Source organism: Seohaeicola nanhaiensis, assembly GCF_042654245.1.
In the GTDB taxonomy this organism is placed as follows: domain Bacteria; phylum Pseudomonadota; class Alphaproteobacteria; order Rhodobacterales; family Rhodobacteraceae; genus Seohaeicola_A; species Seohaeicola_A nanhaiensis.
On record NZ_JBHSGI010000004.1, the window covers coordinates 35,536 to 49,996 of the forward strand.

Sequence of the window (14,461 nt, forward strand, 5' to 3'; positions counted from 1 at the left end):
GGTGCGCCGCTCAGCTCGTTCCGCGCGGCCGGCTGCGCCAGCCGCCCCGCCGCCGCGGCGGCCCCGCGCTCTCCAGCCCCGCGCGCAGGACCGAAGTCATCGGATGCCCGGCCTCCCCGGCGTAATGGTCCAGCAACCGGTTCAGCGCCCCGGCCACATCCGCGCCCTGCGGCAGGCTCAGCGCCCAGTCAAGGAAGATGCTCCGGCATTCCGGTTCGGTTATCCCCTCGATCCGATAGGCCTCGCGCACCAGGTTCTTCGGATCGTCCGACTGCAACCGATCGCCGGTCATTGCTCCGTCTCCTCACCCAAGACGCGGTCGATGCGCTCGGCGGCGTCGCCATAGCCGTCCGCCAGCGCGCCGCGCAGCACCTCGATCGACTCGAACCCCGCGCTGCGGCACAGGAAATCGCGCCCGCCCTCGCCCAGCTTCGTGTCCTCCGCCGGGTCCTCCGACAGCAGCCGCCGCGCGGTCTGCACCTGCCAGAACAGCCGGTAATGCCCCGCCAGCGCGTCGCCATCGGCCGGCGGGAGCCAGCCGCAGTTGATCCCGCCGGCCAGCCCCGCCAGCACGTCGCGCTCGGGTGTGCCCGACAGCAGCGCGCCCGCCTGCGCCACCAGCTCGATATCCTGCAACCGCCCCGGCCCGGTCTTGATATCCCACAGCCCGCGCGGGCTCTTGGCCTCGGCGATCCGTGCCCGCATGTCGCGCACCTCCTTCAGCACGTGGTCCCGGTCGCGCGGCTGCGACAGCAGCTCGCGCCGGAACGCCTCGATATCCGCCGCCAGCCCCTCGGCGCCTCCGGCCACCACCCGCGCGCGGGTCAGGGCCAGATGCTCCCAGACCCAGGCGCTGGTCTGCTGATAGTCGCGGAAACTGGCCCAGCTGGTCGCCACCGGCCCCTGCGTGCCCGAGGGGCGCAGCCGCATGTCCACCTCGTAAAGCCGCCCCTGCGCCATCGGCGCGGTCAGCGCGGTGATCAGCGCCTGGGTCAGCCGCGCGTAATAGGGCCGCGTGGCCAACGGGCGCGGCCCGTCCGAGGACTCGACCTCGCCCGGATCGTAGATCACGATGAGGTCCAGATCGCTCTCGGTGTTCAGCCGCCGCGCGCCCAGCGATCCCATACCCAGCACCGCCGCGCCCCGGCCCGGCGGCGCACCATGTTTCGCCGCGAACTGCTTCTGCACCACCGGGAAGACCGTGGCGATCACCGCATCGGCCAGATCGGCATACTGCCGCCCGGCCTCATTGCCGTCGATCAGCCCGCGCAGCAGGTGAACGCCGATGCGGAAATGCCATTCTTTCATCCAGCGCCGCGCGCCGTCCAGCTGGGTCTCGTAATCCTCTTCCCGCGCCAGCTGATCGCCCAGCTCGCGCGTCAGCGCATCGCGCCCCGGCCAGACGGCAAAGAAATCCCCGGCGATCACAGCATCGAAAACGCCGGAATTGCGCGACAGATACCCCGCCAGCGCCGGCGAGGTTCCGACGATATCGACCAGCAGGTCGATCAGCTGCGCGTTCGCCTCGAACAGCGAGAACAGCTGCACCCCCGCCGGCAGCCCCTGCAGGAACCCGTCCAGCGCGATCAGCGCCTCGTCCGGCTTCGACGTGCGCGACAGCCGCGCCAGCATCTCGGGGCGCAGCCGGTCGAAGATCTGCCGCGCCCGCTGCGAGCGCAGGGCCGCATAGGTCGGCCAGCGCTTGCAGATCGAGGTGTCGAAGGCCTCGGGAATATCCACCTGACGCCGCGCGTCGGGCGCGAAGAAATCCTCGGTCAGCGCATGCACTTCCGTCAGCCGCCGCACGACCTCGGCCCCCACGCTGCGGATATCGCTGCCCATCAGGCAGGCCAGCCGCTCGAACTCTTCCTCGCTGGTGGGCAGCTTGTGGGTCTGCGCATCGTGCAGCATCTGAATCCGGTGTTCGACCTCGCGATGTGCGCGATAATGCCCGGTCAGTTGCTGGGCCACTTCCGGCGGAACCCAGCCCTTGGCGGCCAGCGCCGCCAGCCCCTCGACCGTGCCGCGCACCCGCAGGCTCTCATCCCGCCCGCCCGCGATCAGCTGCCGTGTCTGGGTAAAGAACTCGATCTCGCGGATGCCCCCGCGCCCCAGCTTCATGTCATGCCCCATGACGGTGAGAGGCCCGCCCAGGCGCTTGCTCTCGCGGATGCGCAGACGCATGTCATGGGCGTCCTGGATCGCCGCGAAATCCAGATGCCGCCGCCAGATGAAGGGCCGCAGCGATGCGATGAACCTTTCGCCCGCCGCGATATCGCCGGCACAGGGCCGCGCCTTGATATAGGCCGCGCGCTCCCAGGTCCGCCCCAGGCTCTCGTAATAGCTCTCGGCCGCCCCGATCGACAGGCAGACCGGCGTCACCGAAGGATCGGGGCGCAGCCGCAGGTCGGTGCGAAAGACATAGCCCTCGGCCGTCCGGTCGCCCAGCGTCGCGGTAAAGGCGCGGGTCGCCTTCACCATCGCCTGCCGCGCCTCGTGGAAATCGTCGGCGCCATAGCGGGTCTCGTCGAACAGGCAGATCAGGTCGATGTCGGACGAATAGTTCAGCTCGCCCGCGCCCATCTTGCCCATCGCCAGCACGACCATCCCGGCGGCGGTTGCCACGTCGCCCTCGCCCTGCCCCGGCAGCTTGCCCCGCCGAACCAGCGCCGCGATCTCGGCCCGCAGCGCCGCCTCGCAGGCCGCCGCCGCGAAATCCGACAGCGCGCCGGTCACCTTCTCCAGCGGCCAGGCTCCCGCCAGATCGGCCAGCGCCAGAATCAGCGCCACCCGTCGCTTGGCCTGCCGCAGATCGCCGCTCAGCCGGTCGCGCGGGATCTCGGGCAGCGCACCCATGATCGCCGCCAGCGCCGCATCGGGATCGTCCAGCGCTCCGGGCAGCCAGTCGGCCTCGGCCTCGATCAGGCTCTTCAGATAGGGGCTCGACCCGGCGGTGCCGCGCAGCAGGTCGGCATGATCGCGGTTCAGCCCCGGCACGGCGGCAAGCGCCTCGTCTCCGAGGTCGGTCTGGAAGGGGCGCGGCAGGCGGGAGATGACAAGGCGGTTCGACATGGCGCCACCCTGCTGCGGCGCGCGGAAATGGTCAATCGCACCCGCTTGATCTTGTCGCCCAAAGACCGCAAGACTGCGCGCCATGAGCAAGAGCATGAAACGTGTGAAGGCCGCGCTGGACACCGCCGGCATCCCTGCAGAAATCCGCGAGACCGCGCTGGCGCGCACCGCCGCCGATGCGGCGGCCGCGGTCGGCTGCGAGGTCGACCAGATCGCCAAGTCGATCATTTTCCGCGGCGAAACCAGCGGCCGGGCGGTGCTGTTCCTGACCGCCGGCGGCAATCAGGTCGATCCGGCCAAGGCGGCCCTTGTGGCCGGCGAACCGCTGGGGAAGGCCGATGCCGCGCTGGTGCGCGAACAGACCGGCTTTGCCATCGGCGGGGTGGCCCCGGTCGGGCATCTTTCGCCCATCCGCGCCTTTCTCGACCCGCGCCTGACCGAGTTCCCGCTGGTCTGGGCCGCGGCCGGCACCCCGCATCACGTCTTCTCGGCCACCGCCGAGCAGCTGCGCGCGGCCTCCGGCGCGGAACTGGCCGACTTCACGGCCTGACCGCGCCCGAGGGTTCAGTTGCCGAGGATTCCCGGCAGCCGCAGCCCGTGATCTTTGGCGCATTGAATCGCGCTCTCATATCCCGCATCCGCATGGCGCCAGACGCCCGAGGCCGGGTCGTTCCACAGCACCCGCTCCAGCCGCTTGGCCGCCTCCGGCGTGCCGTCGGCCAGGATGACAACGCCCGCGTGCTGTGAAAAGCCCATGCCGACCCCGCCGCCGTGGTGCAGCGACACCCAGGTCGCGCCGCTGGCCGTGTTCACCAGCGCGTTCAGCAGCGGCCAGTCGCTCACCGCGTCCGACCCGTCCTTCATCGCCTCGGTCTCGCGGTTGGGGCTGGCAACCGAGCCGGAATCGAGGTGATCGCGGCCGATCACCACCGGTGCCTTCAGCTCGCCGCTCGCCACCATCTCGTTGAACATCAGCCCCGCGCGGTGCCGGTCGCCCAGCCCGATCCAGCAGATCCGCGCGGGCAGTCCCTGAAACGCGATCCGTTCGCGCGCCATGTCCAGCCAGCGGTGCAGGTGCTCGTTCTCGGGGAACAGCTTCTTCATCGCGGCGTCGGTCTTGTAGATATCCTCGGGATCGCCCGACAACGCGCACCAGCGGAACGGACCGATCCCCTTGCAGAACAGCGGACGGATATAGGCAGGCACAAACCCCGGAAAGGCGAATGCGTTCTCCAGCCCCTCGTCCTTGGCGACCTGCCGGATGTTGTTGCCGTAATCCAGAGTCGGCACGCCCGCGTTCCAGAACTCCACCATCGCCGCGACATGAGCCTTCATCGAGGCCCGTGCCGCCGATTCCACCGCCTTCGGATCGCTCTCCTGCTTCGCGCGCCAATCGGCCACCGTCCAGCCCAGCGGCAGGTAGCCGTGCAGCGGATCATGCGCACTGGTCTGGTCGGTCACGATGTCGGGGCGCGGCCCGCCGGCCTTCATGCGGCGCAACATCTCGGGGAAGACCTCGGCCGCGTTGCCGATCAGGCCCACCGACTTGGCCTCGCCCTTGGCAGTCCAGTCGGCAATCAACGCCAAGGCTTCATCCAGCGTGTGAACCTTGGCGTCCAGGTATTTGGTGCGCAAACGGAAATCCGCGCGCGTCTCGTCGCATTCGACCGCCAGACAGCAGGCCCCGGCCATCACCGCCGCCAGCGGCTGCGCGCCGCCCATGCCGCCCAGCCCCGCGGTCAGGATCCACCTGCCCTTCAGCGAGCCGTCATAGTGCTGCCGCCCGGCCTCGGCAAAGGTCTCGTAGGTGCCCTGAACGATGCCCTGCGTGCCGATGTAGATCCAGGACCCGGCGGTCATCTGGCCGTACATCATCAGGCCCTTCTTATCCAACTCGTTGAAATGGTCCCAGTTGGCCCAGTGCGGCACCAGGTTCGAATTGGCGATCAGCACCCGCGGCGCGTCCGTATGGGTGCGCACGATGGCCACCGGCTTGCCCGACTGCACCACCAGCGTCTCGTCCGCCTCCAGGTCCTTCAGCCCGGCGACGATCCGATCGAAATCCGACCAGGTGCGCGCGGCCCGCCCTATCCCGCCATAGACCACCAGCTCGTGCGGGTTCTCGGCCACGTCGGGGTGCAGGTTGTTCATCAGCATCCGCATCGCCGCCTCGCCCGCCCAGGTCTTGGCGGTCTTTTCCGGGCCGGTCGGCGGGTAGACGTCACGCATGTTGTGGCGGGGATTGGTCATCGGGTGCCTCCAAGGGTCAGGGCTAGGGTCTCGATCCGCTCGAGCGCGGTTTGCAGGATCGGCCGCAGCCGCGCGGCGCGGGTCTCGTCATAGGCGAAAGGCAGGGTTTCGGACGCCAGATGCGAGGCCTGCGCCAGTTCCATCTGGATCGCGTGCCAGCCCTTGTCGGGCTGGCCGTAATGCCGCGTCGTCCAGCCGCCCTTGAAGCGGCCATTCAGGATGCTGGTATAGCCCTCGGCGGCGGCGCAGGTCTCCTGCACGGCGGCTTCGATCCGCGCATCGCAGGTCGCGCCATTGTTGGTGCCGATGTTGAAATCGGGCAGCGTGCCTTCGAAGAGGAACGGAATGACCGACCGGATCGAATGGCAGTCATACAGCACCGCCACCCCGTGGCGCGCGCGCACCCGCTCCATCTCGGCACTCAGCGCCGCGTGGTAGGGTGCGTGGTATTCCACGCACCGCGCCGCGACCTCCGCCTCGTCCGGCGGCGTCTCCCAGATCAGTTCTCCGTCGAAATCGGTCAGCGGCACCAGCCCCGTCGTGTTCTGCCCGGGATAGAGCGAGGCGCCCGAGGGATCGCGGTTCGCGTCGATCACATAGCGGTGGAACGTCGCCCGTACCACGGTCGCGCCAGGCAAGAGCCCCGAATACAGCCGGTCGATGTGCCAGTCGGTATCGGTCAGCTGCCGGCCCCGGTCGTTCAGCCGGGCTCGGATGTCGTCGGGCACGAAGGTCCCGGTATGCGGCATCCCCAGAACAACCGGGCCATCGCCGCGCAGGATCTCGACAGGGGTCATGCATTTCCCTCCAGTTCGGGAAGGCCCAGGTCCGCCACCAGCCGCCCGTCACGCACCATTTCGGTCGCCTTCACCAGATCGGGCGCCAGATAGCGGTCGGCGACCAGTTCGGCGACCTCTTCGCGGATGCGCGCGATCACCTGCTGCAACGGCCTCGACGTCTTCAGGGGCGCGCGAAAGGCGATGCCCTGCGCCGCGGCCAGGGCCTCGACCCCGACGATCACGTCCAGATTGTCCGCCATCCGCCACAGGCGGCGCGCAGCATGGGCGGCCATGCTGACATGATCTTCCTGATTCGCGCTGGTCGGCGTGGAATCGGTCGAACAGGGCGTCGCGAGATGCTTGTTCTCGCTCATCAGCGCGGCGGTCGTCACCTCGGCAATCATGAAGCCCGAATTCAGCCCCGGTTCGGGCGTCAGGAACGGCGGCAAATCGTGCGAGAGCGTCGGATCCACCATCAACGCCACCCGCCGCTGCGCGATGGCGCCGATCTCGGCCAGCGCCAGCGCGATCTGGTCGGCGGCAAAGGCCACCGGCTCGGCATGGAAATTGCCACCCGAAACGATCTCGCCCGTCTCGACCAGCACCAGCGGGTTGTCCGTCACCGCGTTGGCCTCGGTCTCCAGCGTCCCGGCCGCAAAGCGCAGCAGATCCATCGCCGCGCCCATGACCTGCGGCTGGCAGCGGATGCAATAGGGATCCTGCACGCGGGTATCGCCCTCGCGGTGGCTCTCGCGGATCTCCGACCCCTCCAGCAGCGCGGTCTGTGCCGCCGCGAACTCGATCTGCCCCCGGTGCCCCCGCAGCGCATGAATCGCCGGATTCAGCGGCGCGGTCGAGCCCATGATCGCGTCGGTCGACAGCGCGCCGCTGACCGTCGCCGCCTGCGCCGTATCCCAGGCGCGCCACAGCCCGACCAGCGCGCAGGCGGTCGAGAACTGGGTGCCGTTGATCAGCGCCAGCCCCTCCTTCGGCCCCAGCGTCACCGGCTCCAGCCCGGCCCGCGCCAGCGCCTCGGCCCCGCTCAGCCGGTTGCCGCCGAACATCGCCTCGCCCGCGCCGATCATCACCGCGGCCATATGCGCCAGCGGCGCGAGATCGCCCGAGGCGCCGACCGACCCCTGCGAGGGGATCACCGGGATCACCCCGGCATTCGACATCGCCTCGATCAGCGCGACCGTGCGCCATTTCGTCCCGCTTGCGCCGCGCCCGAGCGACAGCAGCTTCAGCGCCATCATCAGCCGGGTCGTGGCAATATCCAGCGGCTCGCCCACGCCGCAGCAATGGCTGAGGATCAGGTTGCGCTGCAGCGTCTCGGTGTCCCCGGCCGGGATGCGCACGCTGGCCAGCTTGCCGAAACCGGTGTTGACGCCATAGACGCCGACATCGCCAGAGGCGGCCGCCGCCACCAGATCGGCCGCCGCCTCGACCTGCGGGCGCGCCACGGGGTCAAGCGCAATCGGCTCCCCCTCATAGACACGGCGAAGGTCGGTCAGGCTGGTCCGGCCCGGCGTTAACTGAATGGTCATGCAACACCCTGATAGTAGCGGCGGTAAAGCGGGTTGAAACCGACGCGATAGGAAAGTTCCGCCGGGTGGCCAGCATCCCAGACTGCAAGATCGGCGCGTTTCCCGGCCTCGATGGTGCCCGCATCGCTCAGCCCAAGCGCCCGCGCGGCGTTGCGCGTCGCCCCGGCCAGCGCCTCTTCCGGCGTCATGCGGAACAGCGTGCAGGCCATGTTCATCGCCAGCAGCAGCGAATTCATCGGCGAGGATCCGGGGTTGAGGTCGGTCGCCACCGCCATCGCCACTCCCGCCGCGCGGAAGGCGTCGATCGGCGGGCGCTGCGTCTCACGCAGGGTGTAGAAGGCTCCGGGCAGAACCACCGCCACCGTGCCGGCCGCCGCCATCGCCGCTGCATCCGCAGCATCGGCATATTCCAGGTGATCGGCCGACAGCGCCCCCCGCGCCGCCGCCATCCGCGCGCCGCCCAGGTTCGACAGTTGTTCCGCGTGCAGCTTGATTGGCAGCTTCAGCCGCCGCGCCTCGTCGAACACGCGCTCCATCTCGGCGACGGAAAAGGCGATCCCCTCGCAGAACCCGTCCACCGCGTCGACCAGCCCCTCTTCCGCCGCGGCGCGCAGGGCCGGCAGGCAGACCTCGGACAGATAGTCGCCCGCCCGGCCCTTGAACTCCGGCGGCACCGCATGGGCACCCAGAAAGCTGGTCTTCACCCGGATCGGCCGCACCTCGGCGATCCGCCGCGCGGCGCGCAGCATGGCCAGCTCGGTCTCGATATCCAGCCCATAGCCCGACTTGATCTCGATCGTTGTCACGCCTTCGCGGATCAGTGCATCGACCCGTGGCAGAGCCGCCGCCAGCAGCCCGTCCTCGCCCGCCTTGCGCGTGTCGCCCACCGTCGACAGGATCCCGCCCCCGGCGCGCGCGATCTCTTCGTAACTCGCGCCCTGCAGGCGCAGCTCGAACTCGCGCGCCCGGTTGCCGCCATGGACCAGATGGGTGTGGCAGTCGATCAGCGCCGGCGTGACCAGCCGGCCGCCGACATCCACTTCCTCGCCCCGGCGCAGGTCGGCGGGCATCGCATCGCGCGGCCCCGCCCAGACGATCCGGCCCGTCTCGACCGCGACGGCGCCATCAGGCGTCAGGCCGTAACCCTTTCCCGCCAGGGTCGCCAGATTTGCATTGAGAAGTAGCATGGTGCGCCTTGTCATGTGCTTTGTTTATGGTAATATGTATGAACATATTTGGGAGTCAATCAGAAAATGGCGAAGGTTTGGGCCAGGACCGCCTTGCTGCCCGACGGCTGGGCAAACGACGTTGTGGTCACGTTCGACGGCGCACGGATCACCTCCGTAACTGCCAACGCGCAGCCCGAGGGACAGCGTGTCGACATCCTGCTTCCGGCCCCCGCCAACGCGCATTCCCACGCCTTCCAGCGCGCCATGGCCGGTCTGACCGAACGGCGCGGCCCCGACCCGCACGACAGCTTCTGGACCTGGCGCCAGCTCATGTTCCGCTTTCTCGACCGGCTCGACCCCGACCGCATCCAGGCCATCGCCGCCTTCGTGCAGATGGAGATGCTCGAGGCCGGATATGGCTGCAATGTCGAGTTCCACTATCTTCACCACGCCCCCGGGGGCACGCCCTACGACAACCTGGCCGAGACCAGCGCGCGCATCGCCGCCGCGGCCGAGATCACGGGCATCGGCCTCACCCTGCTGCCGGTCCATTACCAATACGGCGGGCTGGACAAGCGCCCTCTGGGTGCCGGCCAAATTCGCTTCGGCACCGATTTCGACCAGTTCACACGGCTCCACGACGCCGCCGGCGCCGCGCTGAAATCCCTGCCCGACGATGCCCGCCTCGGGGTGGCGCCCCATTCGCTGCGCGCGGTGTCGCCCGACACCCTGCCCCGCCTTCGCGCGCTGGCCGGGCATAACCCTTTCCACATGCACCTCGCCGAACAGGTCGCCGAGGTGACCGAAGTTCAGGCCGCGCTTGGCGTGCGCCCGGTGGAATGGGTGTTGGATAACATCGGCCCCGACAACGGTTGCACCTTCATCCACTGCACCCAGATGCTGCCCCATGAAACCGAGCGGCTGGCCCGGTCGGGCGCCATCGCCGGGCTGTGCCCGATCACGGAATCGAGCCTGGGCGACGGCATCTTCGACGGCGTCACCTGGACCGGCGCGGGCGGCGCCATCGCCATCGGGTCCGACAGCAACATCCGCATCGCGCTGGCCGAGGAACTGCGCACGCTTGACTATTCCCAGCGCCTGCGCGACCTCTCGCGCGCGGCGCTTGCCACACCCGACCGCTCGACCGGGCGGGTGCTGTTCGATGCCGCCTGCGCCGGCGGCGCGCTGGCCGCCGGGCGGGACTGCGGCGCGATTGCGGAGGGGCACCTGGCCGACCTGCTCGCGCTGGACGGAAGCCATGTCGATCTCGACGGGCGCGCGGGCGACACGCTGCTCGACAGCTGGATCTTCGCCGGGGACGATCACATGGTCCGCGACGTCTGGTCCGCCGGCCGGCATCTGGTGAACGAGGGACGGCATATCCATCGCGCCGCGATTGTGGACGGCTACCGCAAGGCCGTCGCGGGGCTGACCGCATGAGCGGCGTAAACTCCTGGCAATCCGTCCGCGCCGAGGTGCTGCACCGGATCCGCTCGCGCGAATGGGCGCCGGGCGATGCCATTCCGCATGAAGCCGACCTTGCGCAGGAACTCGGCTGCGCCCGCGCGACCGTTAACCGCGCCCTGCGCGACCTCGCCGAAAGCGGGCTGATCGAACGCCGACGCCGCGCCGGCAGCCGCGTCGCCCTGCACCCGGTGCGCAAGGCGACGCTGGAGATCCCGGTGATCCGGATGGAGATTGAAAGCCGCGGCGAAGCCTATGATTTCTCGCTGATTTCATGCGCCGAGCGCAAACCGCCCCCCACGATCCGCGCCCGGTTCAAGGCCGAGGCCGACGTCACCTTGCTGCATGTCGTCGGGCTGCACATGGCCAACGGCCAGGCCCACGCGCTGGAAGACCGCTGGATCGACGCCCGCGCCGTGCCCTTCGCCGCGACCACGGATTTCAGCAAGATCAGCCCGAACGAATGGCTGGTCCTCACCGTGCCCTTCGAGGGCGGCGACATCGCCTTTTCGGCCGCTGTCGCATCGCCCGACGAGGCCGAGACGCTGAACTGCCCCCCCGGCGCGCCTCTCTTCGTGACCGAACGGACCACCTGGCGGAACGAGATCACGCTGACCTCGGTCCGCCTGCTCTTCGCGCCGGGATACAGGCTGCACACGCGGCTCTGACCGTTAGAGCCGCGCCAGCCAGGTGGCGATCGACGGGAAGACGATCAGGATTGCAAGGCACAGCAGCATCGCCCCCACGAAGGGCAGCGCGCCGCGGAACACGTCGCCCACCCGCAGGTCGGGATCGTCCATCGCCGATTTGATCGTATAGACTGACAGCCCGAAAGGCGGCGTCAGCAGCCCCATTTCCACCGCGACCACGGTGAGGACACCGAACCATATCCTGTCGAACCCGGCCGCCTCGGCGACCGGCACCGCGATGGGCAGCAGGATCAGCATGATCGAGATCGAATCGATCAGACAGCCCAGCAGGATGATCAGTCCGAGGTAGATCAGCAGAAAGCCCCAGTGCCCCACCGGCCCTTCGAGAAAGAACTCGGCCAGCTCGCGCGGGACGCCTGACAGAGCCAGCATCCGGCTGAAAAAGGTGGCGGCGAGGATCAGGAACAGGACCGAGACGGTGATCTGCCCGGTCTCGACCAGCAGCCGCCAGAAGGTACCCCGATCCAGCGTCCGGCGCAGCAGGGCAATGACCAGCGCGCCAAAGGCGCCTGCGGCCCCTGCCTCGGTCGGGTTGAAGAAACCGCCATAGAGGCCGCCCAGAACCAGCCCCATCAGGGCAATGACCGGCACCGATTTGCGCAGCAGATCACCCCCGGTAAAGTTGGTGTAATCGGCTGCGTCGCTGCCCGGTTCAAAGACGAACCCCCACCGCGTGCGCGCCAGCAGGACGATGGTCAGCGAAAAGATCAGCGAGAGCAGCAGCCCCGGCCCGATCCCGGCCAGGAACATGCGCCCGACCGATTCCTCGGCCAGCACCGCATAGACGATCATCAGCAGCGAGGGGGGTATCAGCATTCCCAGCACCGAGGAGCCCGCGACCACCCCGGTCGCGAAGGTCCGAGTGTAGCCGTGGCGCACCATCTCGGGCACCGCCACCCGGCTGAACACGGTGGCCGAGGCGATGGAGATCCCGGTGATCGAGGCGAAGACGGCATTGGCGAAAACGGTCGCGATGCCCAGCCCCGCCGTCACCCGCCTGAGCAGGCGTTCGAAGACGTCAAAGGTATCCCGTCCGACGCCCGAGATGGTGACCAGCAGGCCCATCAGCACGAACAGCGGCACGACCGCGAACAGATATTCCTCCAGGCTGTCATTGGCCACCTGCGTCATCATCCGCAGCGCGACGGTGTCATTGCGGATCGCCGCGACGCCGGCGAAAGAGACAAGCAGCATCCCGAAGCCAATGGGCATGCCGATGAAGATCAGCAGGATCAGCGCGCCGATGCCGTAGGCGCCTATTTCCACCGGGCTCATCGGGCGCCTCGCAGGGCGGCGCGCAGATGGCGCAGGGCCGCCAGCGCGCATTCGATGGCGGCAAAGCCGAAGCCCGTCAGGATCAGCGCGCGGAATGGCCAGGTCGGCAGGGTGCCGAGGCCGGGCGTGCCGATGAATTCCCCGGAGTCATAGTCCTTGGTGAAGACCCGGACAGAGGCCCAGGCGATCGCGCCCAGCAGGCCGGCACCGCAAACGCTGAAGACCGCCTGCAGCAGCGCCGCCGCACGGGGCGCGCCATTTTCCAGCGGGATCGAAACCAGCTCGGTCCGCGCCATCCGGTTGGCGCGGATCGTGGTCGCCAGCTGCAGCGCCACGATCATCACCAGCAACAGCGCGCCCAGTTCGGACACCAAAGGCAGCGAGGCCCCCATCAGATTGCGGGCGACGATATCGGCGCAGATGATCAGCATCAGAATGCCGATCAACAGCGTTCCCATCGCCGCCAGCCCGTCGACGGCCAGCGACCATATCCGCCGCAGGCCGCCCGTCATGCCAAGTTTCACGACCGCTCCCTCAGAGCTCGTCGTCCCAGTTGCGCACCGGCTTCTCGCCCTTGGCCCGCACCCCGTCGAGATAGGCCTTCATGAACTCGCGCGCCGGAACGCCCTTGGCTTCCAGCCCGTCGGCCCATTCCTTGGCGATATTGGGCATCGCATTGACCCAGGCCTGCCGGTCCTCCTCGCTCATCGGGGTAATCGTCACCGCCGGGTTCTGGCCCGCGCCGATCTCGACCATCTTGTTCAGCACGGCCTCATGACGCGTCACCAGATCCTCGCCGTGGCTCTTGGTGTAATATTTGCCAGCCTCGATCATCGCCACCTGCACCTCTTCGGGCAGCGAGTCCCAGGTGTCGCGGTTGATCGCCACCGCCCCGGAATAGGCGACGCCCATGTCGACGCGGGTGATATAGGGCGCGACCTCATAGATCTTGGCGGGCAGCACCCCCAGCGCCAGCGACAGCACCCCGTCCGACACGCCGGTCTGGATGTCGGTGTAGAAGGTCGTCAGCGCGCCATCGACCGCATTGGCCCCAGTGCCGCGCAGCCAGTTGCCCAATACGCCCGGCGCCGACAGCTTCATCCCGTTTAGCGCGGCAAAACCGTTCAGCGGCGCCTTGGTATAAAGGTCGTAGCCATCGGTTCCGGTAAAGCCCAGAACCTTCAGGTTGTGGCTTTCCCACTCGTTGCGGAAGGCTTCGTTGGTCTCGAACAGCTCGCTCATCACTTCAAGCTGCACCGCCGGGTTGTTGGTCGAGAAGGGCGCGTAGCTCGACGCCTGGCTCAGCGGCAGCTTGGCCGCCTCCAGAAACGAGAACACCCAGCCGATATCGGTCACGCCCTCCTCGACCGAACTCAGCGTCGCATTCGCCTTGTAGAGCGTTCCCCCAAACGCCTCGTTCCATTCGATCTTGTAATTGCCCTTTGCGGCCAGAAGCTCATCTGTCTTCGCCATGAAATGCGACTTGATGAATCCGACCCAGGGAATGACCGTCGGATGGCTCGACGCCACCGTCAGATTTATCGTTTCCTGTGCATGAACCGGAATTGCCAAAGCGCCCGCAAAAAGCGCGCCAACCAGGTATTTCATTCTCTTCCTCCCCGTTGAGAACTTGTGCCATAGTGGCGCACTTCCACGAGTTGTCGAGTCCGAACCTCTGTGGTCCGGTCAGCCCCCCGCCGACTTGCGGGTCGACAGCAGCAGGTTGGTTTCACTCGTCGATACCCCATCCAGCAGCCGGATGCGCGCCAGCACGGCGTCCAGCGCCTCGAGCGTTTCGGCGCCGATTTCCGCAATCACGTCCCACCGCCCGTTAGTGGAATGCACGCCGCGCACCTCGGGCATTCCGGTCAGCGCACGGATGACGCGCTCGGCCCCGCGCCCTTCGATGCCGATCATCATTAGTCCCCGCACCGGATCGGCGCGCAGGTCCTGTTTCAGCACCACGCTGAAGCCCAGGATCTCGCCCCTTTGCCGCAGCCGGTCGAGCCGCGTGCGCACCGTGGTGCGCGACAAGCCCAGTTCAGCCGCCAGATCCGACAGCGCTGCGCGCGCGTCCCGTTTCAGTGCTGCGACAAGCCGTTCGTCCGTTTTGTCCATCTTGCCCTTCCGATCTGCGCAAGCGCTCCTCAATCTGGGCAAAATGGCAACTGGATTGCAACGCAAAGCGTTGGATA

The 14,461-nt window shown here is 68.1% G+C and carries 13 protein-coding genes; 3 read left to right on the top strand and 10 right to left on the bottom strand.

The genetic code is table 11. The features are described 5' to 3' along the window. Positions 1 to 10: 10 nt before the first annotated feature. Positions 11 to 292, bottom strand: a complete 282-nt coding sequence (locus ACFO5X_RS06545; RefSeq protein WP_380716474.1) for a hypothetical protein — start codon at positions 290 to 292, stop codon at positions 11 to 13. After that, positions 289 to 3,072 carry a [protein-PII] uridylyltransferase family protein gene (locus ACFO5X_RS06550; protein ID WP_380716475.1) on the bottom strand — a complete coding sequence of 928 codons (2,784 nt, stop codon included), beginning with the start codon at positions 3,070 to 3,072 and terminating at the stop codon, positions 289 to 291. The genes ACFO5X_RS06545 and ACFO5X_RS06550 overlap by 4 nt, the downstream gene beginning before the upstream one ends. Positions 3,073 to 3,154: 82 nt before the next feature. Between ACFO5X_RS06550 and ACFO5X_RS06555 the strand changes: the two genes are divergently transcribed. After that, positions 3,155 to 3,622 (top strand): YbaK/EbsC family protein, encoded by a 468-nt coding sequence (locus tag ACFO5X_RS06555; protein ID WP_380716476.1) that lies wholly within the window; start codon positions 3,155 to 3,157, stop codon positions 3,620 to 3,622. A gap of 14 nt (positions 3,623 to 3,636) precedes the next feature. Here ACFO5X_RS06555 and hutU read toward each other — a convergent pair whose 3' ends face one another. Genes hutU through hutI form a run of 4 tightly spaced genes read right to left on the bottom strand, consistent with a single transcriptional unit; the run spans position 3,637 to position 8,835 of the window. After that, entirely contained in the window at positions 3,637 to 5,322 is a 1,686-nt protein-coding gene (gene hutU / locus ACFO5X_RS06560) for a urocanate hydratase (protein ID WP_380716477.1), read from the bottom strand. After that, complete coding sequence (gene hutG, locus ACFO5X_RS06565; RefSeq protein WP_380716478.1) at positions 5,319 to 6,119, bottom strand: N-formylglutamate deformylase; 801 nt, start codon at positions 6,117 to 6,119, stop codon at positions 5,319 to 5,321. Before hutG ends, hutU begins: the two co-directional genes overlap by 4 nt. Beyond that, the gene (gene hutH / locus ACFO5X_RS06570; RefSeq protein ID WP_380716479.1) at positions 6,116 to 7,648 is read right to left on the bottom strand and encodes a histidine ammonia-lyase; all 1,533 of its coding nucleotides are present in this window, start codon (positions 7,646 to 7,648) and stop codon (positions 6,116 to 6,118) included. Before hutH ends, hutG begins: the two co-directional genes overlap by 4 nt. Continuing rightward, on the bottom strand, positions 7,645 to 8,835 hold the full coding sequence (gene hutI / locus ACFO5X_RS06575; protein ID WP_380716480.1) for an imidazolonepropionase: 1,191 nt from the start codon (positions 8,833 to 8,835) through the stop codon (positions 7,645 to 7,647). The genes hutH and hutI overlap by 4 nt, the downstream gene beginning before the upstream one ends. 66 nt (positions 8,836 to 8,901) lie before the next feature. Here hutI and ACFO5X_RS06580 point away from each other — a divergent pair, with 66 nt between their 5' ends. Together ACFO5X_RS06580 and ACFO5X_RS06585 are read left to right on the top strand one after the other, a co-directional pair. After that, positions 8,902 to 10,257 carry a formimidoylglutamate deiminase gene (locus ACFO5X_RS06580; RefSeq protein WP_380716481.1) on the top strand — a complete coding sequence of 452 codons (1,356 nt, stop codon included), beginning with the start codon at positions 8,902 to 8,904 and terminating at the stop codon, positions 10,255 to 10,257. Then, complete coding sequence (locus ACFO5X_RS06585; RefSeq protein ID WP_380716482.1) at positions 10,254 to 10,949, top strand: GntR family transcriptional regulator; 696 nt, start codon at positions 10,254 to 10,256, stop codon at positions 10,947 to 10,949. The genes ACFO5X_RS06580 and ACFO5X_RS06585 overlap by 4 nt, the downstream gene beginning before the upstream one ends. Before the next feature lie 3 nt (positions 10,950 to 10,952). Here ACFO5X_RS06585 and ACFO5X_RS06590 read toward each other — a convergent pair whose 3' ends face one another. From ACFO5X_RS06590 to ACFO5X_RS06605, 4 genes are all read right to left on the bottom strand, one after another. Next, entirely contained in the window at positions 10,953 to 12,266 is a 1,314-nt protein-coding gene (locus ACFO5X_RS06590) for a TRAP transporter large permease (RefSeq protein WP_380716483.1), read from the bottom strand. Beyond that, a complete protein-coding gene (locus tag ACFO5X_RS06595) occupies positions 12,263 to 12,790 on the bottom strand; it encodes a TRAP transporter small permease subunit (protein ID WP_380716484.1) in 528 nt (175 codons plus the stop codon). The genes ACFO5X_RS06590 and ACFO5X_RS06595 overlap by 4 nt, the downstream gene beginning before the upstream one ends. A gap of 10 nt (positions 12,791 to 12,800) precedes the next feature. Next, positions 12,801 to 13,874, bottom strand: a complete 1,074-nt coding sequence (locus tag ACFO5X_RS06600; protein WP_380716485.1) for a C4-dicarboxylate TRAP transporter substrate-binding protein — start codon at positions 13,872 to 13,874, stop codon at positions 12,801 to 12,803. 78 nt (positions 13,875 to 13,952) lie between these two features. Then, entirely contained in the window at positions 13,953 to 14,384 is a 432-nt protein-coding gene (locus ACFO5X_RS06605) for an Lrp/AsnC family transcriptional regulator (RefSeq protein ID WP_380716486.1), read from the bottom strand. Positions 14,385 to 14,461 lie beyond the last annotated feature (77 nt).

Coding starts and splice junctions, on each gene's coding strand:
- ACFO5X_RS06590 (WP_380716483.1), bottom strand. CDS start 12,266: ATGAGCCCGGTGGAAATAGGCGCCTACGGCATCGGCGCGCTGATCCTG.
- ACFO5X_RS06545 (WP_380716474.1), bottom strand. CDS start 292: ATGACCGGCGATCGGTTGCAGTCGGACGATCCGAAGAACCTGGTGCGC.
- ACFO5X_RS06550 (WP_380716475.1), bottom strand. CDS start 3,072: ATGTCGAACCGCCTTGTCATCTCCCGCCTGCCGCGCCCCTTCCAGACC.
- hutU (WP_380716477.1), bottom strand. CDS start 5,322: ATGACCAATCCCCGCCACAACATGCGTGACGTCTACCCGCCGACCGGC.
- hutH (WP_380716479.1), bottom strand. CDS start 7,648: ATGACCATTCAGTTAACGCCGGGCCGGACCAGCCTGACCGACCTTCGC.
- ACFO5X_RS06580 (WP_380716481.1), top strand. CDS start 8,902: ATGGCGAAGGTTTGGGCCAGGACCGCCTTGCTGCCCGACGGCTGGGCA.
- ACFO5X_RS06585 (WP_380716482.1), top strand. CDS start 10,254: ATGAGCGGCGTAAACTCCTGGCAATCCGTCCGCGCCGAGGTGCTGCAC.
- hutI (WP_380716480.1), bottom strand. CDS start 8,835: ATGCTACTTCTCAATGCAAATCTGGCGACCCTGGCGGGAAAGGGTTAC.
- ACFO5X_RS06605 (WP_380716486.1), bottom strand. CDS start 14,384: ATGGACAAAACGGACGAACGGCTTGTCGCAGCACTGAAACGGGACGCG.
- ACFO5X_RS06600 (WP_380716485.1), bottom strand. CDS start 13,874: ATGAAATACCTGGTTGGCGCGCTTTTTGCGGGCGCTTTGGCAATTCCG.
- hutG (WP_380716478.1), bottom strand. CDS start 6,119: ATGACCCCTGTCGAGATCCTGCGCGGCGATGGCCCGGTTGTTCTGGGG.
- ACFO5X_RS06555 (WP_380716476.1), top strand. CDS start 3,155: ATGAGCAAGAGCATGAAACGTGTGAAGGCCGCGCTGGACACCGCCGGC.